This is a genomic window from Parendozoicomonas callyspongiae (assembly GCF_023502345.1).
GTDB classification, from domain to species: domain Bacteria; phylum Pseudomonadota; class Gammaproteobacteria; order Pseudomonadales; family Endozoicomonadaceae; genus Sansalvadorimonas; species Sansalvadorimonas callyspongiae.
Genome location: NZ_JAMFLX010000008.1, coordinates 118253 through 141240 on the forward strand (window position 1 = coordinate 118253; position 22988 = coordinate 141240).

17 protein-coding genes, 5 tRNA genes and 1 pseudogene are annotated in these 22988 nt (G+C 48.1%); 17 read left to right on the plus strand and 6 right to left on the minus strand.

Going from position 1 to position 22988, the window contains the following annotated elements; all coding sequences use genetic code 11:
- Window positions 1-15: 15 nt before the first annotated feature.
- The gene (locus M3P05_RS07915; protein WP_249698969.1) at window positions 16-1266 is read right to left on the minus strand and encodes a hypothetical protein; all 1251 of its coding nucleotides are present in this window, start codon (window positions 1264-1266) and stop codon (window positions 16-18) included.
- Between the two features lie 246 nt (window positions 1267-1512).
- On the opposite strand from M3P05_RS07915, the gene M3P05_RS07920 reads away from it, so the two are divergent.
- A complete protein-coding gene (locus tag M3P05_RS07920; protein ID WP_249698970.1) occupies window positions 1513-2166 on the plus strand; it encodes an outer membrane beta-barrel protein in 654 nt (217 codons plus the stop codon).
- A 74-nt stretch (window positions 2167-2240) separates the two neighbouring features.
- On the opposite strand, the gene M3P05_RS07925 is transcribed toward M3P05_RS07920, so the two are convergent.
- On the minus strand, window positions 2241-3893 hold the full coding sequence (locus M3P05_RS07925; protein WP_249698971.1) for an electron transfer flavoprotein-ubiquinone oxidoreductase: 1653 nt from the start codon (window positions 3891-3893) through the stop codon (window positions 2241-2243).
- A gap of 349 nt (window positions 3894-4242) precedes the next feature.
- On the opposite strand from M3P05_RS07925, the gene M3P05_RS07930 reads away from it, so the two are divergent.
- Window positions 4243-4992 carry an electron transfer flavoprotein subunit beta/FixA family protein gene (locus M3P05_RS07930; protein WP_249698972.1) on the plus strand — a complete coding sequence of 250 codons (750 nt, stop codon included), beginning with the start codon at window positions 4243-4245 and terminating at the stop codon, window positions 4990-4992.
- Window positions 4992-5921 (plus strand): electron transfer flavoprotein subunit alpha/FixB family protein, encoded by a 930-nt coding sequence (locus M3P05_RS07935; protein ID WP_249698973.1) that lies wholly within the window; start codon window positions 4992-4994, stop codon window positions 5919-5921. The genes M3P05_RS07930 and M3P05_RS07935 overlap by 1 nt, the downstream gene beginning before the upstream one ends.
- A gap of 78 nt (window positions 5922-5999) precedes the next feature.
- On the opposite strand, the gene M3P05_RS07940 is transcribed toward M3P05_RS07935, so the two are convergent.
- A complete protein-coding gene (locus M3P05_RS07940; protein WP_249698975.1) occupies window positions 6000-6524 on the minus strand; it encodes a hypothetical protein in 525 nt (174 codons plus the stop codon).
- Between the two features lie 302 nt (window positions 6525-6826).
- On the opposite strand from M3P05_RS07940, the gene M3P05_RS07945 reads away from it, so the two are divergent.
- The 9 genes from M3P05_RS07945 to M3P05_RS07985 all read left to right on the plus strand — a co-directional run bounded on the left by M3P05_RS07945 (window position 6827) and on the right by M3P05_RS07985 (window position 13747).
- A complete protein-coding gene (locus M3P05_RS07945) occupies window positions 6827-7441 on the plus strand; it encodes an FKBP-type peptidyl-prolyl cis-trans isomerase (protein WP_249698976.1) in 615 nt (204 codons plus the stop codon).
- Window positions 7442-7649: 208 nt separating this feature from the next.
- Entirely contained in the window at window positions 7650-8300 is a 651-nt protein-coding gene (locus M3P05_RS07950) for a response regulator (RefSeq protein ID WP_249698977.1), read from the plus strand.
- Window positions 8301-8378: 78 nt separating this feature from the next.
- Window positions 8379-10214 (plus strand): excinuclease ABC subunit UvrC, encoded by a 1836-nt coding sequence (uvrC, locus tag M3P05_RS07955; RefSeq protein ID WP_249698978.1) that lies wholly within the window; start codon window positions 8379-8381, stop codon window positions 10212-10214.
- A 134-nt stretch (window positions 10215-10348) separates the two neighbouring features.
- The gene (pgsA, locus tag M3P05_RS07960; protein ID WP_249698979.1) at window positions 10349-10906 is read left to right on the plus strand and encodes a CDP-diacylglycerol--glycerol-3-phosphate 3-phosphatidyltransferase; all 558 of its coding nucleotides are present in this window, start codon (window positions 10349-10351) and stop codon (window positions 10904-10906) included.
- A 165-nt stretch (window positions 10907-11071) separates the two neighbouring features.
- Window positions 11072-11147 (plus strand) — tRNA-Gly (locus tag M3P05_RS07965).
- Between the two features lie 43 nt (window positions 11148-11190).
- Window positions 11191-11264, plus strand: a tRNA-Cys gene (locus tag M3P05_RS07970).
- A 45-nt stretch (window positions 11265-11309) separates the two neighbouring features.
- A tRNA-Leu gene (locus M3P05_RS07975) sits at window positions 11310-11396 on the plus strand.
- A gap of 63 nt (window positions 11397-11459) precedes the next feature.
- Window positions 11460-11533 (plus strand) — tRNA-Cys (locus M3P05_RS07980).
- A gap of 594 nt (window positions 11534-12127) precedes the next feature.
- A complete protein-coding gene (locus M3P05_RS07985) occupies window positions 12128-13747 on the plus strand; it encodes a WD40 repeat domain-containing protein (RefSeq protein WP_249698980.1) in 1620 nt (539 codons plus the stop codon).
- A 66-nt stretch (window positions 13748-13813) separates the two neighbouring features.
- Here M3P05_RS07985 and M3P05_RS07990 read toward each other — a convergent pair.
- A pseudogene (locus M3P05_RS07990) lies at window positions 13814-14089 on the minus strand (IS30 family transposase); the annotation flags it as partial.
- A 61-nt stretch (window positions 14090-14150) separates the two neighbouring features.
- Here M3P05_RS07990 and M3P05_RS07995 point away from each other — a divergent pair.
- The 5 genes from M3P05_RS07995 (at window position 14151) to M3P05_RS08015 (ending at window position 20510) form a co-directional block, all read left to right on the plus strand.
- Window positions 14151-15548, plus strand: a complete 1398-nt coding sequence (locus M3P05_RS07995; protein ID WP_249698982.1) for a mannose-1-phosphate guanylyltransferase/mannose-6-phosphate isomerase — start codon at window positions 14151-14153, stop codon at window positions 15546-15548.
- Between the two features lie 88 nt (window positions 15549-15636).
- Window positions 15637-15710, plus strand: a tRNA-Cys gene (locus M3P05_RS08000).
- Window positions 15711-15851: 141 nt separating this feature from the next.
- Window positions 15852-17216 (plus strand): YjiH family protein, encoded by a 1365-nt coding sequence (locus M3P05_RS08005; protein WP_249698983.1) that lies wholly within the window; start codon window positions 15852-15854, stop codon window positions 17214-17216.
- Between the two features lie 116 nt (window positions 17217-17332).
- The gene (locus M3P05_RS08010; RefSeq protein WP_249698984.1) at window positions 17333-19462 is read left to right on the plus strand and encodes a hypothetical protein; all 2130 of its coding nucleotides are present in this window, start codon (window positions 17333-17335) and stop codon (window positions 19460-19462) included.
- Window positions 19463-19538: 76 nt separating this feature from the next.
- Window positions 19539-20510, plus strand: a complete 972-nt coding sequence (locus M3P05_RS08015) for a LysR family transcriptional regulator (RefSeq protein ID WP_249699017.1) — start codon at window positions 19539-19541, stop codon at window positions 20508-20510.
- Window positions 20511-20514: 4 nt separating this feature from the next.
- Here M3P05_RS08015 and M3P05_RS08020 read toward each other — a convergent pair whose 3' ends face one another.
- Both M3P05_RS08020 and M3P05_RS08025 read right to left on the minus strand, forming a co-directional pair.
- Complete coding sequence (locus tag M3P05_RS08020) at window positions 20515-20667, minus strand: hypothetical protein (protein ID WP_249698985.1); 153 nt, start codon at window positions 20665-20667, stop codon at window positions 20515-20517.
- A gap of 422 nt (window positions 20668-21089) precedes the next feature.
- Window positions 21090-22685 carry an isocitrate lyase gene (locus M3P05_RS08025; RefSeq protein WP_249698986.1) on the minus strand — a complete coding sequence of 532 codons (1596 nt, stop codon included), beginning with the start codon at window positions 22683-22685 and terminating at the stop codon, window positions 21090-21092.
- Window positions 22686-22988 lie beyond the last annotated feature (303 nt).

A 22988-nucleotide genomic window follows, 5' to 3' on the forward strand; every position in this document is an offset into this window, starting at 1 on the left:
GGGAATTGATTGGCACTAATCATCATCAGGATTCAAGTCGGCTTTCACCTCGGAAACTTCTCCCGCCGCCTCATAATTCACAACTGCTGCCGGAGTCGGAGTGGTGGCTTGAACGCTTGTTGAACCAGTAGGCGCTCTACGGCACTTGTCATAAAGTTGAAGTATTCTTGGGCGCTTTCCACTTTTCCACCGACTAACTTCGTTAATGGTGAATATCGTTCCGACTCCAAGAACAATTACTCCGGTAACACCTGTTACGACACCCACTATTAAGCCAATATTTGGTGGTGCCATGGTTGGAGCCATGAGCCCTGGTTCAAGAAAGGGAGTCACTGCAGGGGCAAGTGAACTTGTTATTGATTGCGCTACCCCCAGAGTAGGCAGCCACAGGGAGGCCAGCAGACGAAATACACCTAAGCCACCTGAATGTCTGTAACCTCCAATGGTGGCAGAGGTGGGTGTAGCCGGTGGCTCAGAATCCGAACTCAGGCTGATATGCTCATATTGAACATTTCCTTTGTATAGAGGTTGCGATTCCAGTAATTGTTCGAGATGGATGTAGTCAAGGACTGCTGTTGCTTTGCCTTCTGTTTTAAATACCGGTTCCAGTTTTGTAGGAGCAGCTTCTCTGTCTTGCTTCGTGACAAAGTCAATATGGCTTGCCAAGACCAACGACGCTGAGCCTGCAACCGTTAATGCTGCGTGATCAGACAATAACGAAGAAGATAAAAGGATTTCTGGTAAGGCTGTGCTTGAACTTCCCTCAGCGCTATCTGTGCTAATGCCCTGAATGAAGATTTTTTTTGCCTGATCAACTCTGAGGCTTTGATCCCAGGCTATTGGGCCATTATGGCCACTGACCAGTACCAGGATTTGAGTGCCAGCCCTGCTGCTATCCAGTAATGTCTTAAGGCTGTTAATGCCAGTGGTTCCGTCAAGGAATACAACCGTATCAATGAGCTGTTTCCCGATAGTCCTTTGGTATGAGTAAGGTATTCCTGGCTGTAAATCAGTTGATTGTTCTGCTCTTTGCAGTGAACTGCTTAAAGGTCTACGGGTAAGCGGGTGATTCCAGGGAGCTTTTCCTCTGAATAGTTCTGGGTTGACGGCATCTTCGAGTTTTGAGTATGAAAGGTCAGGTGTAGTCGTAGGATGCCCTTGAAGAGGCTGCTGTCTTTGGGTTTTGACAATGGCATTCAGGTTTACTGCCCAGACAGTAAGGAGTATGAAGACAGTCAGCCTTAGGAGAGGATGAAAGACAGGCATAAGATGTACTTCATGATCGAACCTGAACCAGTTATATGTGAGACTTTCCAGTTATGCCAGTCATATAACCAGCATGTTTAACAAACGGTTAAGATGACTATTTGATAAATATGTGAATTTGCTTCTGGAAACATCAACATATTCTCGTATATCTGTTTTCCCTCCTTACCGATTGCTTTATAGTTAGATACAGCCTGTTGTTCAGGTGATACACACAATAAAAATGCTCTTTTTCAGGAGCGTCCAATGATTAGAAAAATATCGCTTCTAATTCTGACTCTATCAGCTGGCTTAGCCTTTGGTGAAACCCCATGGTACATGGGTGTTGCCGGAGGTGCCGGTGAAGTTGAAGTTGTCGGGCATGATCGTGGGCCAGAAGCCACCAAGGTATTGAGCAAGGCTGGTTTGGGGGTTAACTCTGCAGTCAGTGCTGAAGATGATGGTACAGCGGTCTGGAAAGTTTTTGCCGGGTACAGAATAAATGATTACTGGGCTGTTGAGGCCGGTTATCAGGATCTGGGCAACACTTCAGGTGGTTTTTCCTCTTCAATAAGCAAGAACGGCACAACATCAAATCTCAGTGGCAAAGTGAAATCAGAATATGACGCGCTGTCCTCATCTGTCGTAGGGCAGTGGAAGTTTAACCGCTGGATTGGTGTTTATGGCAGGGCCGGGGTGCACTACTGGAAACATGAATTTACAGCAAAAGGCAGTAATACCCTGGGCATGACGATTGATGAAACCGAGACTGACAATGGAATTGATTATCTCTATGGCGGCGGTGTTGTAGGCCAGCTGTCCGATAATATTTCTGTTCGCCTTGAGTGGGAAAGATTCCATGGGATTGAAGATGAGGAAGGGGTTGATATCAAGACTCTGAGTACAGTCTATCGTTTCTAAATTTTTCTCTTATCTCTGAAACAACAAACCCCTGAATATTCAGGAGTTTGTTGTTTTTCCACCTCAAAATTTTTCTACATGTTGGGATAGTTCGGCCCCCCAGCTCCTTCCGGTGTTACCCAGGTAATGTTCTGGGCCGGGTCCTTGATATCACAGGTCTTACAGTGCACGCAGTTCTGTGAGTTTATCTGGAACCGTTGACTGCCGTCTTCCTCTTCAACAACTTCATACACACCGGCCGGGCAATAACGCTGAGCAGGCTCATCAAACTGCGGCAGGTTATCTCGCAGGGGCAGTTCCGGATCTGTCAGCTGGAGATGACAGCGCTGATCTTCTTCATGGTTGGTATTTGAAAGGAAAACAGAGCTGAGCTTGTCAAAGCTGATTTCACCATCTGGTTTTGGATAGTTGATCTTTGTGCAGGAGCTGGCAGGCTTGAGTTGGGTATGATCCGCAGAGGGATCACGCAACGTATATGGCAGCTTGCCATTAAAGATATTGATATCAAACCAGGCAAAAGCACCACCAACGAATGCACCAAACTTATGCAGCAGTGGGCCGAAGTTGCGCTGCTGGTGGAGTTCGTCGTGGAGCCAGGAGTTATTGAATGCCGCAGAAAAATCACTCAGCTCTTTACCGCCCTCGTCACCATTTTTAATGGCGGTGAAAACAGACTCGGCGGCGAGCATACCGGATTTCATAGCCGTATGAGAGCCTTTGATCTTGGCATTGTTCATGGTACCGGCATCACAGCCAATCAGAAGGCCGCCGGGGAAGTTCATTTTTGGTAATGATTGCAGCCCACCTTTATTCAGGGCGCGCGCACCATAAGAAACACGCTTTCCGCCTTTAAGATACTTCTTGATCAGTGGGTTATGCTTCAGGCGCTGGAACTCATCAAATGGGCTGACATGGGGGTTGGAATAGTTCAGGTCAGTAATCAATCCAACCACAACCTGATTATTTTCGAGATGATAAAGGAAGCTGCCACCAGTTGAGCTGCTCTCAGTCAGAGGCCAGCCCGCTGTATGAATCACCAGACCAGGCTGATGCTGCTCTACAGGAATATCCCAGAGCTCTTTGATACCGATGCCATAGTGCGCCGGGTCTTTACCGTCATCCAGAGCAAACTCTTTAATCAGTTGTTTGCCGAGATGGCCGCGGCAACCTTCAGCAAACAGAGTGTACTTGGCCCGCAGCTCCATGCCTGGCATATAGCTGTCTTTATGGTCGCCATTTTCTGCAATGCCCATATCGCCGGTGATAATGCCTTTTACTGCACCGTCTTCAATCAGCACTTGCTGGGCGGCAAACCCTGGGAATATTTCCACACCCAGCTGTTCCGCCTGTTCCCCCAGCCACCGGCAGAGGTTGCCCAGACTGATAATGTAGTTGCCTTCATTATGCATGGTCTTATGGGTCATAAAGGCGGGAAACTTTTTGTTGCTGTCGGGGCCGGTCAGGTAATGAATCTCATCAGCTGTAACTGGTGTATTCAGGGGCGCGCCTTTCTCTTGCCAGTCCGGGAAAAGCTCATTCAGGGCATGGGGTTCAAACACGGCACCTGACAGGATATGCGCACCAATCTCTGATCCTTTTTCAACCAGGCAGACAGTCAGTTCCTGTTCGGTTTCCTGGGCCTGCTGCATAAGGTGACAGGCTGCGGACAGGCCGGCAGGGCCACCACCGACAATAACAACATCAAACTCCATGGATTCGCGTTCCATGACTGACCTCCTGCTGTGGCTAAGCGGCAAATTATGCTTATTAGAATTCAAACAGTTGTTTTACTTTGGGCGCATTATACGACCGGACAGACGCTTAGCCAACGGCATGTTGTGGATTTGCTTCGATAAATACCTCATCAGGCTGGTTGTGAAGTATAAAACCTGCTGGATATAAGCGGGAAAAAGCACAAAACAGTTATAGGTAATGCTACATAAAACACTCGTTTGAATACGTAGTTTACTACTGTTAAACTCGGTTTCGCGACAGGGGGTGAGTATTCTGCATCTTGTGAGAGGCTTTACTCACAAACCGCTAAAGCCCAATAAATAAAAGGAAGGCTGCAAACGTATGAAGGTTCTTGTAGCTGTTAAGCGCGTTATTGATTACAACGTCAAGGTTCGCGTAAAGGCCGATAATACAGATGTTGATCTGACCAACGTTAAAATGGCTATTAATCCGTTCTGCGAAATAGCTGTAGAAGAAGCGGTTCGACTAAAAGAACAGGGAGTGGCATCGGAAATCGTTGTTGTTTCCATGGGACCAAAAGAGTGCCAGGAGCAGATCCGCACAGCCCTTGCCCTGGGTGCTGACCGGGGTATTCAGGTACAGACTGACGAAAAGCTCGACTCCCTTGCCGTTGCCAAGCTGCTGAAAGCTGTTTATGAACAGGAAAAACCTGATCTGATCATACTTGGCAAACAGGCTATTGATAGCGACAACAACCAGACCGGGCAGATGCTGGCAGCGCTGGCAGGACTTCCTCAGGGGACTTTTGCTTCAGAAGTGAAGGTTGAAGAAGGCAAGGCTAATGTCACACGCGAGGTTGACGGAGGTTTGCAGACTGTTGCCCTGAATCTGCCTGCTGTTGTGACAACTGATCTGCGTCTTAATGAACCCCGCTACGCGTCACTGCCCAATATTATGAAAGCCAAGCGTAAGCCTCTGGATGTGAAAACACCGGAAGATCTGGGTGTCACCATCACTTCAACCATTTCCTTGCTGAAAGTTGAACCACCAGCCGAGCGTCAGGCAGGTATCAAGGTTGGCAGTGTCGATGAGCTGGTAGAAAAACTGAAGAATGAGGCGAAGGTGATCTGATGAGTATTCTTGTCTTAGCAGAACATAATAATGCCAGCCTCAACGCTGCCACTCTGGCAGTGGTAGCGGCAGCAAAGGCCGCAGGGGATGATATTCATGTCCTGGTAGCCGGGAGTGGCTGCGGAGCCGTGGCTGAAGAAGCCGCACAGGTTGAGAGTGTCAGCAAGGTGCTGGTTTCTGATGATCCAGCTTATGCCCATCAGCTGGCGGAGAATATCAGTACTCTGGTCGCTGAAGTCGGTAAGGGCTACAGCCATATTCTTGCTGCAGCAACGACCACGGGTAAAAACGTTATGCCTCGGGTCGCGGCATTGCTGGATGTTGACCAGATCTCCGATATTGTCGGTGTTGACAGCGCTGATACCTTCCGTCGGCCTATCTATGCCGGAAATGCTATCGCCACAGTCCAGTCTTCCGCTCCAGTAAAAGTGATTACCGTTCGTGGTACCGCTTTCGATAATGTTGCTGCAACGGGTGGTACAGCTGCTGTCGAACAGGTTGCCGCCGCCGGTGATGCCGAAACATCTGCTTTTATCGGCGAGGAGATGGCGGAATCTGATCGTCCGGAACTGACTGCTGCAGGTATTGTTGTATCCGGTGGTCGTGGCATGGGTAATGGTGAGAATTTTGAGATTCTCTACAGTCTGGCTGACAAGCTGGGTGCAGCAGTCGGCGCATCCCGTGCAGCTGTTGATGCTGGCTTTGTGCCCAATGATATGCAGGTGGGTCAGACCGGTAAGATTGTTGCCCCGGAACTGTATGTAGCCGTTGGTATTTCCGGCGCTATCCAACACCTGGCAGGCATGAAAGAGTCCAAAATCATTGTTGCCATCAACAAGGATGAAGAGGCTCCTATCTTCCAGGTTGCCGATTACGGCCTGGTTGCTGACCTGTTTGAAGCCGTGCCGGAGTTAACTGGCAAGGTTTAATTGTGCTCTGAATTGCACAGGCCCTGTGCAGAAAAGCCCGCACTGGCAATTTGCTGGTGCGGGCTTTTCATAAGAGTATTACCCTCCTGAATAGACTCTGTTCCAGTCAGTCCAGACCGGCTCAAGGCCTGCATCATTTATGGCCCTGGCAACATCATCTGCACTGCGATTATCATCGATGGCAAACTGCTCAAGAAGCCTCTGTTCCGGATCAGCATAACCGCCGGGCTGGGGGTGAGCAGCGGCAAATGCACTGTCTGTACGCCAGTCTTGTGATAATCCCAGCAAAGTACCCAGGCCAATTTTATCCATCCCTGCCTGTGCGGCACGATCCGCTGTATTCAGGCGATAGATGTAATCAGTTTTTTGACCACGTAGATGGCATTGCTCGTAGGTGGGTTGATGGTAGGTTTCCTGGTAAACCATCACAGCATCGACACCCATAGCGTCCATTTTGCTGTAACCCTGTAGATCAAGCGGCTGGATCTCTATGGCCAGGTAACTTAACTGATCTCTAATTGCTGGAATAATCTCCTGAAAATACTCCATGCCTGCCAGTCGTTCGTTCTCTCCGGTTACCAGCAGCACAGAATCAAATCCCATCTTTTTTATGGCCTCAATCTCAGCATTATTCTCGGTGAGATTCAGTTTTTTACGCTTGATTTTATTACTGATGGGTAAACATTCGGTGAACCCATTTGCTGAGCTCGCAATCCCTTGGTACCAGAGGAGTTCTTTTTTTGGTACGAAGTAACTATGTTGCTACAGCCCTTGAAAACTCGGGATATGACATGGGTTCACCGAATACTTACGTTCCAATGTCTAATTCCCAGCTACCTCCTTGTATTTGCAGTTCTTTTCACGCAGACTGCACCCCTCTTTAGCATGTGAAACAGTACATAATCATGTCCCAATACGAAACCACGGAACAGAAAGCAAGCTACGGTATTGGTCGTCAGATGGGTGATCAGCTGGCGCGCCAGACTTTTGAAGGCATGGATATCACATCTATCCAGAATGGCCTGGCCGATTCCCTGCAAGGCAAGGAAATGGCTGTATCTGCTGATGAGATCAATGCAGCATTCCAGGTTATTACTAAAGCCATGCAGGAAGCCGCTGAAGCTCGTTCTGCAGAGGCCATCTCTGCTGGTGAATCCTTCCTGGCTGACAACGCTGGTCGTGAAGGTATCACTGTGACCAAATCCGGTCTGCAGTATGAAGTTCTGACCAAGGGTGAAGGCGAGGTTGTTTCCAAAGACAACACCGTACGTGTTCATTACCATGGTACTCTGGTCGACGGCACTGTTTTTGACAGCTCCGTTGCCCGTGGTGAGCCAGCTGAGTTCCCAGTGACTGGCGTCATTGCCGGTTGGGTTGAAGCGCTGCAGCTGATGGTTGTTGGTGATAAGTTCAAGCTCTATATCCCTCACGATCTGGCCTATGGCGAGCGTGGCGCAGGTACTATTCCTCCATTCTCTGTCCTGATCTTTGAAGTTGAAGTTCTGGCTGTTGTTGTATAAGCAAGAACTGATTATTTAGCCGTATCAGTGATGCGGCATCCAAAAAAGCAGGCTATATCAGACTGCTTTTTTGTCAGGTAGATACCGAAGTAAAACACTACCTTCTTAAGTCCTTGTTTGTTATGGTGATAACTCAGGGATGAGTTAACGGCATGACGCAGGAGCATGAAAAATAATAATAATTTCCTAAAAATTGTGGGAGACCGATTTGATTAGTGTACTGGTGGCGGATGACCACGAGCTTGTCAGATGCGGAATCGTGCGCATGCTATCTGATATAGATGGTATCGAGGTTGTCGGTGAGGCCTGTTCTGGCGAAGAAGTTCAAACTATCTGCAGAGAGCTAGACGTCAACATTATTCTGATGGATGTCCGAATGCCTGGTATGGGAGGGTTGGAAGCAACACGCCGCTTGTCAGTCTCACGCCCTGATATTCGTATTATTGCTTTATCTGGCTATGAAGATGCTATTCATGCGAGAAAGCTGCTGGAAGCTGGTGCTTGGGGATTTTTGACCAAGGGTGATGATCAGAGTGAAATGATTCAGGCCATCAAGGATGTTTATAACGGCCGCCGTTTTATCTGTGCTTCCATTGCCACAGAAATGGCAGTGAAGTCATTTTCCCGCAGACCAGATAATCCTTTTGAAGCGCTTTCTCCGCAGGAGTTCCAGGTAGCCATGATGGTTATCGATTGTTATAAGCCTGCTGATATTGCCTTGAAGATGGGAATAGGGCCCAAGACGGTCAATAGTTATCGCTATCGCATTTTTGAAAAACTGGGTGTAACCAATGATGTCGGGTTAACCAAGCTTGCCATCCGCCACGGTGTTATTGAAATTACTACTGAAGAACAATAAATCCTGCTCCACATATCTTCCCTGAAGTGTGCCAGAAATGTACCCTTGGGCATATAACTTCTGGCTACCCGATAATCTATGTCATCTAGCTCTGATAGCACTTTCAATCATAAAGCGTTTATTTCGTCTGTCACCGATCTTCCTGGTGTCTACCGGATGCTAGGTTTAGATGGCAAGATTCTCTATATCGGGAAAGCCAAATGTTTGAAGAAGCGTCTGGCCAGCTATTTCCGCCCACAGGGGCGAAGCAGTAAAACCACGGCAATGGTTGCCAAGATTCACTCTATCGAAACCATTGTGACTAACAGTGAGGCGGAAGCACTTATTCTTGAGCAGAACCTGATTAAGGATAACCGGCCTCCCTATAATATTCTGCTCAGGGACGATAAATCTTATCCCTTTATTTTCCTTTCAGAGAAAGATAAGTGGCCCCGTCTGGCATTGCATCGTGGAGTGAAACGGAGGAAGGGAAAGTATTTCGGTCCCTACCCCAGTGCCGGTGCTGCTAGAGAAAGCCTTGCGCTGCTGCAGAAAGTGTTTCGGGTCAGACAGTGCGAGGACAGTTTCTTCCGCAACCGGACTCGCCCCTGTCTCCAGTATCAGATCAACCGCTGTAAAGGACCTTGTGTCGACCTGGTTGCAGAGGATGAGTACAGCCAGGATGTTAAAGACTCGATTGATTTCCTGCAGGGACGAAGCCAGGAGCTGATTTATGATCTGATCAAACGGATGGAAGCTGCCTCGGAAAAACTGGAATTTGAAGCGGCGGCTGACTATCGGGACAGCATTGACCATCTTCGTAAAACACAGGAGAAGCAGGTGATCGCTGTCGCGTCCGGAGATGCTGATGTGTTCGGCTTTGCCCAGGCTCCGGGTGGCAGCTGTGTGCAGGTGATATTTGTGCGTCAGGGCAGGGTGCTGGGTTCCCGACACTTCTTTCCCGGTTTTGCCCATGATGGGGATAAGGCTGAAGCGCTGGAGAGTTTTCTGGGTCAGTTCTATATCAGCAATGCCGATACCCGGGATTTCCCTCGCGATATTTTGCTGCCAATGGCTATTCCCGGCCATGAGGCTTTGACTGAGGCCGTGCAAACTGTGGCCGGGCGAACTGTTCAGCTTCGTCATAATGTTCGTGGTGAACGCAAAGACTGGTTAAAGCTGGCTGAGAGAAATGCGGTTCAGACCCTGAATGCTCATCTGGCAGATCGACGCAATATTTATGAGCGTTTTCTGTCTTTGCAGAAATCCCTCGACCTTCCAGATATTCCCGAACGTATTGAGTGTTTCGATATCAGTCATACCATGGGTGAGGGCACTGTCGCTTCATGTGTGGTTTTTGGTCAGGAAGGTGCGCGCAAGAGCGATTACCGCCGCTTTAATATCCGTGATATCACCCCGGGGGATGACTATGCAGCTATCGCCCAGGCTGTTCAACGCCGATACTGCAGAGTGCTCGAAGAAGAAGGGGTATTGCCGGATATCCTGCTTATTGATGGTGGTCTGGGTCAGCTTAACAAGGCTAAAGCGGTGATGGATAATCTCCAGTTGGGTCACGTTGCCATTTACGGTGTTGCCAAGGGGGAAACACGCAAGCCCGGTCTGGAGGTTCTGATCGAAGGTCAGACAGGGAAAGAGTTTACCATTGAATCATCATCACCCGGTTTGCATTTAATCCAGCAGGTTCGGGATGAGTCGCACCGGTTTGCCATAACCGGTCACCGGCAGCGCCGGGATAAAAAGCGCAGGCGCTCCCAGCTCGAAGATATAGAGGGTATTGGGCCAAAGCGTAGGGCAGCATTGTTGTCATTCTTCGGTAGTGTTAAAGGTGTAAAAGAAGCTCCTATAGAGGAGTTAATGAAAGTGCAGGGGATCAGCCGGTCCATGGCCCAGCATATTCATGATGTCTTAAAGTAGTGACTTACCTCTCTTGGCAGGGCTCTTACTACAGAAAACCGGAATAGAGCTATGACATGGGGCGGGGCAAGCTGATAGACTTGACCCGCAGGTGGGATGTTTGCGCCTGAGCATTAAGGATAAAGCCGTACACCATGAATATACCCAATATACTTACCCTGATTCGCTTACTCTTGATTCCGGTAATCGTGGTCGTACATTATCTGGGCTACCCCTGGACCAATGTCGCGGCTGCCGCCATTTTCATGGTGGCGTCATTTACCGACTGGTTTGATGGTTACCTGGCACGACGCCTGAACCAGACAACCCCCTTTGGTGCTTTTCTTGATCCTGTAGCTGACAAGGTGATGGTTGCTGTCGCACTCGCAATTTTGATTGAGAAGTTTAATACTCCGCTGATGACTGTCCCGGGGTTAATTATTATTGGTCGCGAGATCGTCATATCCGCTCTGCGGGAGTGGATGGCTGAACTGGGCAAACGTACCAGTGTTGCGGTCAATTTCATTGGCAAGCTGAAGACGACTGCTCAAATGGGCTCTATTACACTCTTGCTATTTGCCAAGGAGATGGGAACAGGTCTGGCAGGAATGGCGGGAATGGTTCTGCTGGTTATTGCTGCGATACTGACGATCTGGTCCATGTTTGTTTATCTGCGTGCGGCCTGGCCAGATTTAAATCCATTCGATAAATAGTTCCCTCAGTTATTGTTGGAGTGGTTGCCTATTTCTTTCCAAAAGAGTGAAAGTTGGCAACCCAGCCTCTCAAATTAATATCTCTTTATATTTCAATGTATTGACAACTTGGCTGAGACTAATAAAATAGCCGGCGTCTTCTGGCGGTGCCGCTGGAAAGGCAGGGCGGGAATAGCTCAGTTGGTAGAGCACAACCTTGCCAAGGTTGGGGTCGCGAGTTCGAGTCTCGTTTCCCGCTCCAAATATTCATGAGTGAAAATTATTTTTATTTTCACGATGAAAAAGGCGAGTTAGCAAAGCGGTTATGCAGTGGACTGCAACTCCATTTAGACCGGTTCGACTCCGGTACTCGCCTCCAGTTAAGCATCATGGTAGCCTAGTCATGGTGCCTTCTGCTTATAAAGCCCGGGTGGTGAAATTGGTAGACACAGCAGACTTAAAATCTGCCGACCGTTAGGTCGTGCCGGTTCGATTCCGGCTCCGGGCACCATAAGCACTCTTCATATTTCATATATCTCGATACTTCCTGTTTCGAACTAATGAAAGCTATAAAGGCGAGTTAGCAAAGCGGTTATGCAGTGGACTGCAACTCCATTTAGACCGGTTCGACTCCGGTACTCGCCTCCAATTTACAAGTTAACTTTTCCAGCCCAGCGCTTTACAAGATATCTGACAAAATCAAAACTAGCGACTCTTGCTTTTACGCTGATTGAGTTATGGCCATCAAATCGCCTTTTCAGGTAAGTATTCCGTGAACCCATGTCATATCCCCAGTTTTCAAGGGCTGTAGCAACATAGTTACTTCGTACCAAAAAAAGAACTCCTCTGGTACCAAGGGATTGCGAGCTCAGCAAATGGGTTCACCGAATGTTTACGAATTTATTCCACTGCTGCTTCTAACCTTCTGAAGCAGATAGAAAAAGGCTTCCGAGAATATATTGGCGATGCGTGGATTATTGGCATTCGACAACGAAGAGCGTTTGTATGTGGGGAATGCCCAAATGGTAGTGATGGTTGCGACAAGCGTCTCAGATCTGTTCTGATTTTTTAACCAGACAGCAGTGGAGTGTTCCCATGAAAATCTCTCGCAGTATGTTCATCCATGATCATAATATTCTTTCTCACAACAAACCGGTTAGACAGGCTATCACGATGAAACAATAACGCTGTTTTTCTGTCCAAGGTATTAGCGACACCAGTTACAGGAGCTAATCAGCAGCTATGCAACAACCCGTAACAACTGATCACCATACATCTCCAATGCCCCGGGAAGCGAAACCAGAGTACTCAGAAGTGCTGACTTGCATGAGTGCTGGCCGCACAGTCATCAGAGAGTTAGACGGTAGTCAGGTCTTTGGACAGCTCAATCCTGATTGCTGGCAGCTTATAAAAGACCACCTTTCTGCCAGGGACATTCTGGCGCTGCGGCATACTTGCAAGTACTTCTTCACCGATGCCAGAAAAGAGCTTCCCGCAGGGGCTTATTCGCATGAATGCAGCCCGCTGATGGTTGAATACCTGAACCCTTTAGGATTAAGTCGGCATAAAATCCTGACCAATTTTCTTGTGGAAAAGTATTTCACCCGACAACCAGAGGTTCAATCCCTGTACCGAAAGAAAATGGAAGTACAACTCCTCCATCAAAAAGATCAATACGAGAGGAGTCTCGAGGGGTGGATGAATCAATACTTTAATAAAAAAGAGCAGGAATGGGTCATCAGTGACGTATTAAGACAAGCTGCCCTGTTGCGACGTTTAAGCAACAGCGCCTATAAAATGGAAAGTGTCATCACTCTGAAAGGCCACTATAATAAGGTTCTCTGCGTCACTAGCACCCCTGATGGACGGGTGATCTCTGGTTCAATTGATAAGTACCTGAGGGTCTGGGATCTGACCAAAGCCCCAGAGCAGCAGTTTGTCGCCACTCTGGCAGGGCATTCCGGCTGGGTCAACCGAGTGTCCACCACCCCCCAAGGGTTGGTGATTTCCTGCTCAGGTGATGAAACCCTGAAGGTCTGGGATCTGACCAAAGACCCATGGCATGAGTGTATCGCCACCCTGGAAGGGCACACCAACTGGATTGATTGCATAACCATCACCTCTGAGGGGCAGGTGATCTCCGGCTCTCATGATGACAGCCTGAAGGTTTGGGATCTGACCAAAGCCCCAGGGCAGCAGTGTATCGCCACCCTGGAAGGACACTCTGGCTGGGTTAGTGATGCCTCCATTACCCCCGGAGGGCTGCTGATCTCCGGCTCTCATGATGAAAGCCTGAAGGTTTGGGATCTGACCAAAGCCCCAGGGCAGCAGTGTGTTGCCACCCTGAAAGGACACTCCGGCCATATTATTTGCATGACCACCACCCCTGAGGGGCTGGTGATCTCTGGCTCTGGTGACAACACCCTGAAAGTCTGGGATCTTACCCAAGCCTCAGGGCAGCAGTGTGTTGCCACCCTGACAGGGCACTTGGCTGCGGTCATTTGCATGACCATAACTCCCGAAGGACTGGTGATTTCCGGCTCAAACGATAAAACCCTGAAAGTCTGGGACTTGACCAAAGCCCCAGAGGAACAGTGTGTCGCTACCCTGACAGGGCACAAAGGCGTGGTCAGGAGTGTAACTATCGTCCACGATGGGCGGGTGGTTTCCGCCTCACATGATAAAACCCTGAAGGTTTGGGATCTGACCAAAGCCCCAGAGGAGCAGTGTGTCGCCACCCTGAAGGGGCACTCCGGAGAAGTTCATGTCGTGTCCACCACTCCCGAAGGGCTGCTGCTCTCCGGTTCTTTTGACAACACCCTGAAAGTCTGGAACCTCTATCAGTCTATTAACTGGACATGAAGTGGGTGTAAAGACAGAAACCGTGCCAGACGCGATGCAATGTTTTATCGAACAGTGACGCTGGATTCAAGCAATAAGTGCAATCGACTCCCCTGTGTAAATTTCATACAGTGTACGCCCGCCTAATACCTTTCGTGGCATGGTGTTGATCAACAGTTCCATCGTCTTTATCTCCGCTTCTGTCAGGCTGCCCAAAGCCATTTTTTTTGGCCAGGTTCTACGAATGATTCCATTAGTGTTTTCGTTAGTTCCTCGCTGATAGCTGGCATAGGGTTTGGCAAAGTAGACATCAGCATTAATGGCATCCTTCACGGTATCGTGAGCGGCAAACTCACCTCCGTTTTGTCATTATCAGTTATGGGATATAGTTCATCTTTTCCAATATGATTTTGCTGGTGGAACATTGCCCTCAGACAAGCCAATTATTCCAGTTATTCTCGCCGGTGGCTCGGGAACCCGATTATGGCCGCTTTCCATCAAGCAAAAACCTAAGCAGTTTCTGAATCTGGCTGATAAAGAACTTAGCCTTTTTCAGCAAACCTTGTTGCGGGCCCAGAATATTTCCGGGTCATATCCGCCAATTATTGTTACCCATCACCGTTATCGTTTTCTGGTTGCTGAACAGGTCGTGCAGCTGAATGTTAAAGCACGGATCTTGTTGGAACCCTGCAGCCGGGGCACAGCACCGGCCATCACTCTTGCTGCATATGAGGCGCTAACCCTGGCAGATAATCCCTGGTTGCTTGTTTTGCCCTCTGACCATTACCTCAAAAGCACTGATAGCTTTGATACGGCAGTATCAAAAGTTATTAAAGATAATCGCGCTGAGAGTGTATTAGTTACGCTCGGGGTAGAACCTACATCTGCTGAACCTGGGTTTGGATATATAAATTGTGCTGGCAAAGCGGAGGGTGGCACAGGTTTGCTACCTGTTACAGGTTTCACAGAAAAGCCGGCTAAGCCTCAGGCAGAACGGTATCTTCAGGCTGGTGGATATTACTGGAATAGCGGCATAAACCTTTATAAAGCCGGAGTATTTCTGGATGAAGTGCAACATCTTTGCCCAGCCGTTTATGATGCATGCCGCAATGCCTATCAGAAGCTTGAGAGTGATCTGGATTTCCTTCGAGTCCCAATAGCTGATTATCAGGAATCTCCGGTATTGTCGGTTGATAAAGGTATTCTGGAAAAGTCCTCAAGACTGATGATGGCCAAACTTGATGCTGGATGGTCAGATATTGGCTCTTGGAAGGCCAACTGGGAAATCGCCCACAAGGATAACGGGCAAAATGTCTGCCTGGGTAATATTCAACACGTTGATTGTTTAAACAGCTTGTTACGCTCTGACAGCCGCCAGATTGCTGTGCTTGGACTGAAGAATATTATTGTTGTTGATACCGCTGATATAACTCTTATTGCTGATAAGTCCCGCTCTCAGGATGTTTCACTGTTCACAGACTTTGTCCAAGGCGGCACTGATACTGAGAGGGTTTTACGTCCCTGGGGATCAAGGAATGTGCTTTACAGTGCGCATGGATATCAGGTTAACCAGCTAACTGTGAAGCAGGGGCAGAAGATTACTTTGCATATGCACAGGCAACGGTCCGAGCATTGGATCATTCTTAACGGAAGCGCACACGTTAACTGCGAAACTGATGAATACTTTCTTGAGAAGGGCAACTCCATTGTTATCCCTGCAGGGTGTTCTCACAGCCTTGAAAACTGTGGCAATGCTCAACTTGAGGTGCTGGAAATGCAGATCGGTGACTACCTTGGTGATGATGACACCATTCGGCAGTAGACTTGGTTGTCTGCCGATTTATTTGTTTAATATGCCAGCGCAACCTGTTGATTTTAATTAGTGTTACTGTATTATTCACCCCCGTTGAGGCGAGTTAGCAAAGCGGTTATGCAGTGGACTGCAACTCCATTTAGACCGGTTCGACTCCGGTACTCGCCTCCAAATATAAAGATCAGCCTTGTGCTGATCTTTTTTTATGTCTGAAAAAAATTACCGACATGCTTTAAGCAGCTTTGAACTGCACAAAGCTGGAGTTCAACTAGACTAAATTGTCATAAATGACGGCATAATAACAGGCATATTTTGGAGAAGAATTCCAATCAGACAAGGGTTCTGTCACTCCCTCTGGTACTCAAAAGTCTAGTGCCATCCATTCTGGGCATTCTCTTCTTTCTGATTCCATTTGATGGCCCCCATGGACCGACAGTAATGATTGGTATAGTCGGCTATGCCATTATGGATCTGTCATCCCGCCTTCTGCCCCTGACCGTTGTGGCAATCATGCTGATTTCAGCCGTTGGTGCCATTTATGTTCGCATCCATGAGCCTGCCTGGGTGCGCAATCATCTATTTCTACGATCAGCATTTATGATTTCAAAGTTCTGGATTCTTGTCCGTGCTGTGGGGGCGGTTTTAGGCATTGCGATTATTTTGAAACTTGGTCCTGAATGGTTGTGGGGGGAAAATACCGGGGGACTGGTTCTTCATGAGCTGCTCAGTGTACTGCTGGTATTCTTCTTTCTTGCCAGTATTTTCTTACCGTTGCTGCTTGATTATGGCCTGGTTGAGCTGGTTGGTACGATGCTGCACCGGATTCTCAAACCGGTCTATAAAATTCCTGGAAACAGTGGGGTTGATATCATTGCTTCGCTGCTGGGGGATGGAACAGTTGGTACGCTGATAACAGCACGGCAGTATGAGAAGGGCTACTATACCGGCCGAGAGGCCGCCATCATCGCAACAACATTCTCTGTGGTTTCTATCTCGTTCTGTATCGTTGTGGTGAATTTTGTCGGCTTGCCCCATATGTTTCCCTACTTCTATCTGACAGTGGTATGCACCTGCCTGATTATTGGACTTGTTCTTCCCCGCATATGGCCTCTAACAAGTATTCCCGACAAGTATCACCCTGAAGCCGATTCGACTGTGGTTGATAACAATGGCCAGCAGCTCAGTCTTGTCAGTGGTCTTCAATTAGCAACCCAAAAAGCCGGAAGCGCTCCAGGCCCTGTGAAACTGCTTCAGATTGGGCTATTCAATGCCTTTGATATTTGGCTGGTGTTTATCCCGGTTATCATGGTCATCGCCTCTGTCGCAATGATTCTGGCGGAGACAACACCCATCTTTCAGTGGATGGGCAGCCCGCTGGTCCCTTTGCTTGACCTGCTTCAGATTCCGGAGCCAGAAAAGGCTGCCCCAGGGGTTTTCCTGGGGTTTGTAGATATGTTTCTGCCAGCGATTCTTTGCCGGGGCATAGATAGCGAGATGACCCGTTTTATTATTTCAGCACTTTCTATCGCCCAGCTGATCTATATGTCAGAGGTAGGCGTATTGATCATGAAATCCTCAATTCCCCTGAATTTCTGGCAGCTTCTGTCACTCTTTATTATTCGAACAGTAATGGCTCTTCCAATTATTGTGCTGTTTGCCCGTTTCTATTTCCTGTAACGAGGTGTAATCGATTTCAGGTTGTTACTGCCGTTACATATGCAAACAGCCGTATCCTGAACTTAATGAGCTGAATTTCGCCTAACGGGTGTCTCAGATTCCGTAAGGTGAATTGAATGCTCTCCAGGTTCCGCGCTGTAACTTTGGTAAAACCTTCAATTACCCAATCGCTGCCTCTTGCCCTGATAGCTATTCTCCTGTTGGGGATGGGCCTGTGCTCTTCTTCCTGGGCAATGGTCGAGATGGACAAGTGTAATATCCCGGAAAATATGTATGTGCTGAAATTCTCTAACGAAGAGGATCTGGATAAAATTCACAGTAAAAAGAGAATAAATGAAGAAGTCTATGGCTCCAATAGTTCCGGAAGACCTTCTACCCTTGGGATGAATAATGACTCCTTTGAAAATGACTACTATGCCAACTATGACAATGCGATACGCAATACCCATATTGTCGTGACTGTTGACCCTCTGAACGAAAATATTTATCTCTCCCTGCAGTCTGATCAGAAAGATTATTTTGATGATAAAGCCGTATGGAAGACAAATTACCTTGCATTTGTCGACGGTAAGAACAACAGATATGCAAGATTTACATGTCATGGAAACCGCCTGCATTTGAAGTGGGCAGGCCGTGATTACAATGCATCCTCAGAAATGTTTTCATCAGCATATGGAGAGATGAAGGCAGAAGTTGAATTCTATCGAACAACTTCAGTTCAGAGCGGAAGTCGCCTCAAGGTTACAGAAATTCATAACAGTTATATGCCAGGCTGGACACTGACTGGAACAGTTTACTGGTTGTCCCAGTTAACAAGACATGGAACCTACATTGCGCTGAATAATATTGATTTCGAAATGAAAGACGGTGCCAGGCCACTTTATATGAACGGCAAATATAAGCTTGGCTATGAAACTTATGATCCACAGCGTTTGCAGATGGATATTGAGTATCTTGCAGCTCGCTATGATGAAACCTCAGAAGAAAATGCGATTGTCTATGGTATGTCGACACTTCGCGCCATGCTCTATCTGGCCAATATCAAGCTTAGTAAAATTGCAGGTTCCGTCGCAACATCAACCTTTGAAGTCACCACTCTTAAAGAGCAGATTTCCAATCTTGATATGGAAATGAGAAAGGCTTTACCGGTCGATGAGAATGACTTGAAGACAGGGGATGGAGCCAATCTACTCAATGCCGCCGATCAGGTTGTAGAAGTATCCGCCAGAGTCACGAATCTTTTGGAGGCAAGTCAAAGAACTGAGGGTACAACTGGTGCCTTGCTGGCAAGCATAATTGATGCAAAAAGGATTTCCAGGCAGGTACATAAAGCAGTTAAGGTCATCAAAAATCAATTAGATTCGGCCTTCACGCGTCTTCATGCACAACGGCAGTTTCTTAAGAAATCGAAGGAAGAAAACCAGATAGACTTTGAAGGAAATACAATTCACCAAGTCAGGCGGCAAGACGGCAGTGGAAATGCCCTGCAGGAAAGCACCACCGCTCTTCAGGAAGAGCAAGATGAGATTCTGCAAGGGCCAATTCAAACAGAAGAATTGCTTGACCAGTGCTACCTGACGCAGTCAGAAACAACTATCGGGCAGTATATGCACTATGTACCACGATTTGGCGATCACCGGTATGGTTTTAATACGGGAATAGAAATCCGGGTTATTCCTGACAGGAATAACCCCATTAAGATTCACTTCAAATCTGACAAAATGCTCTGGTCATGGGGCGTGCTTCGAGATGATAACCCCACGGGAGACTTTGTTGTTGATAATGTCTGGTGCCGCGGGCCACTGTTTGGCGCTGATTATGTCAGTGGGTCGCTGCGGGCAACGGTTAGAGGTGTGTTCGATAACATCAACAACAGAATCTACACGACTGCCCAGTGGAGTACCTGGGATAACAGTTACTGGATTACGCGTATTCTGGCTTATGGCCATTCTGGCATCACTGGTCTTACAGAAGTTGCATTGGGTTATGTAGCTTTGCAGGCTCTGATTTATGCAGCAAACCCGGCAGCAGCTGCATCAGCCTTTGCAGTCAAGGGAGCCCTAGCTTATGCCGGTGTTGCCTTAGCGACCAGTCCGCTTATACCGCCAGAAATAAAATTGCCACATCATCAATATGTTACCCAATTGCTTGCGCAATATGGTGTTGGTGAAGAGTACTTCAGTGGCTATGGGAAAGAGTATTTCGCTACGCTCACTACACTATACGATGCCAAAGGTTTTAAATAATCTAAAGATTGTGAGCAACCCTTCGCTCGTGTGATAATTTTCAAGGCTTATAAGGGCAGCTTTGAGAATAATAATGGTGAATGTGTCCCGCGTAGATCTTAATCTACTGGTGTATTTGGATGCACTGCTTAGAGAAAGAAACGTAACCCGTGCCGCTGATCAGCTGGGCATTACTCAGCCAGCTATGAGTAATGGGCTAAGACGGCTGCGAACCCTGTTCGAAGACCCGCTGCTGGTCAGAACCAGCGATGGAATGACACCGACCAACCGTGCCCTTGAACTTCAGCCGCTGATCCGCAATGTTCTTAAGGATATTGAGCAGGCGGTACGCCCCCAGACACCTTTCACTCCTACCTCAAGCCATCGGGTCTTTCGGATAATGGCCAGTGACTATGCGGAATCAACCCTGATTCCCGCATTGTTACGTCGTCTGCGTTATGATGCCCCGCATATTACTCTGGATATGCTGACTCCCAGTGATGTCAGCTTCCAGGATGTGGAGCAGGGCAGGGTGGATATGGCGATAAATCGCTTTGATGAAATGCCTCAATCATTTCACCAGAGCACGGTCTGGCAGGATGGTTTTTCCTGCCTGCTGAGCAGAAATAATCTGATTCGTCGGAAATTCACACTGGAGAACTATCTGAATGCACGACATATCTGGGTCAGCAAGACAGGTATGGGCGTGGGTGTGGGAGTCAATCCTGAAGATGTTCAGCGACTGGGCTGGGTCGATGATGCTCTCAGCAAACTGGGCCGTAAGCGGCAGATTACCGTTTTTACCCGCCACTATCATGTTGCCATGCAACTCTCTCGGCAGAATGATCTTATTGCAACCCTGCCAACCAGGGCTGCAATGTTATTAAGTGAAGATCCTGAACTGGTGATTCAGCCACCACCATTTTCCATTCCACCAATTGAGCTGAAGATGGCATGGAGTCCTTTATTGCAGCAGGACGCTGGGCATAGATGGATACGTCGCTTGATTATCGAAATGGCGCGTCAACCTGAATTTTTTCCTCGTAACCAGAAAGCTGAAAGCCTGTAGCTGATCAGCCTTCAGCGACTTTCTGTGTCAGTCGCATCAAGTGAAATTCCGCAGGTTTGACCATGGCCAGAAAGATATCAATGACCAGCATGCCATTCTCAAGATCTATCAGCGTCAAAGCCCATTGATCATCAGGTGAAATGCTCTGACCAGACACAGTGCACATCTCTATGTCACAAGGACGGGGGAGAGTCGTCATCAAATAGGGATAGTAGGCTGCACTGATCTAGAGCCGCCTGGCAGATTTCATAGTAGGTCAGCCGTGCCCAAACTGATTGCATCTGACAGTACAAGCAGGGTGACTTTATCAATAGTGGCTATTTCTCGAAGGGCTTTTAAAATGGACGGGGGAAGGGTGGAGATTTCTTCTATATAACCCCCGGGAGTTGTGTAAGTTGGCATATCATTTTCCATCCCTGTCGGCATTAAACCTGAGATATTCACAGAATACAGAACGGGAAATGCAATCGAGGCTCTATGCTAAGCGGTTATTAATCATGTCATCAACATATCAAAGGATTATGCCTAAACAAAGAGGGCACCACAGGCGCCCTCCAATACTTCAGTTAATGGCAGAGATTATTTGCTATCAAACTGATTCATAGTGTTATCTTCACCAGCAGCTTTCAACGCAGCATCACCAGAGAAGTACTCTTTATGATCATCGCCCATATCGGAACCTGACATGTTCTGGTGCTTCACACAAGCAATGCCCTGACGGATTTCCTTACGCTGAACATTGGCTACATAGCCCAGCATACCCTGGTCACCGAAGTACTCTTTTGCCAGGTTGTCAGTAGACAGCGCAGCAGTATGGTAAGTCGGCAGAGTAATCAGGTGATGGAAGATACCGGCTTCACGGGCGGCATCAGCCTGGAAGGTGCGGATCTTCTCATCAGCAGCCTTGGACAGCTCGCTATCGTCGTATTCAGCATTCATCAGACTGGCACGGTCGTAGGAAGATACATCCTTACCTTCTTCTGCCCAGGCATCGAATACCTGCTGGCGGAAGTTCAGGGTCCAGTTGAACGATGGACTGTTGTTGTAAACCAGCTTGGCATTGGGAACAACTTCACGGATACGCTCAACCATACCACCGATCTGACCGACGTGAGGCTTCTCGGTTTCGATCCAGAGCAGGTCTGCACCATTCTGCAGAGAAGTAATACAGTCAAGAACCACTCGATCTACACCGCTGCCCTTGCGGAACTGGAACAGGTTGGAAGGCAGACGCTTGGGCTTAAGTAGCTTGCCGTTAGCCTTGATCACCACATCACCGTTGGCAATATCTGATGCATTATCGACATATTCACCATCAAGGAAGCTATTGTACTGGTCACCCAGATCGCCAGGCTCATTAGTGACAGCAATCTGTTTGGTCAGACCAGCACCCAGGGAGTCTGTCCGAGCAACGATCACACCATCATCAACACCCAGTTCAAGGAAGGCGTAGCGAACAGCGCGAATCTTGGCCAGGAAGTCTTCGTGAGGAACGGTCACTTTACCGTCCTGGTGACCACACTGCTTCTCATCGGAAACCTGGTTCTCGAGCTGGATACAGCAGGCACCGGCTTCGATCATCTTCTTGGCCAGAAGGTAAGTGGCTTCTTCATTACCAAAGCCAGCATCAATATCTGCAATAATTGGCACGATATGAGTCTGGAAGTTATCAATTTTGCTCTGGACAGCTTTTTTCTCTTCAGAAGTACCGGCTTTGTCCAGCGCACGGAACAAGCCGCCCAGTTCTCGGGCATCGGCCTGACGCAGGAAGGTGTAGAGTTCTTCGATCAGGCTGGCAACAGAAGTTTTCTCATGCATGGACTGATCAGGCAGTGGACCGAACTCGGAGCGCAGTGCAGCAACCATCCAGCCGGACAGGTACAGGTATTTGCGATCCGTGGAATTGAAGTGCTTCTTGATAGAGATCAGCTTCTGCTGTCCGATAAAACCATGCCAGCAACCGAGTGACTGAGTGTACTGTGAGGGATCTTCATCATAACGGGCCATATCAGCACGCATAATGCCCGCAGTATATTTGGCGATATCCAGACCGGTTTTGAAACGGTTCTGGGCCCTCATACGTGCGGCGTACTCAGGATTGATGGCATCCCAGGCAGACCCTTGAGTTGCTTTTAGGGAAGCAATGCTATCGATGTCTTTCAGGTAGTTTGACATGACCGGTCCTTATTCTTTTACCATGGAAACACCTTGTGTTGGCATTCCCGCTTATGGCTGTTTGCAGTGACCACACCCACCCTTGTAATGCTTGTTGTCGGAGTGCGGCGGCCATCTACGCTGCTATCTACGTATGATTGCCGAATCAGTCTCGGTTCGGTGTGTGCATTCTAAGTAAACGCCGCCTCTTGGCGCAATTGCGCTTTTTTATAATCGCTATTTATTTGCTGAATGTTTATTGCCAAACCATAAATTCGGGGTCTATTTGGTATAACATGCGATCAAAACTACTCGTTTTGGCGT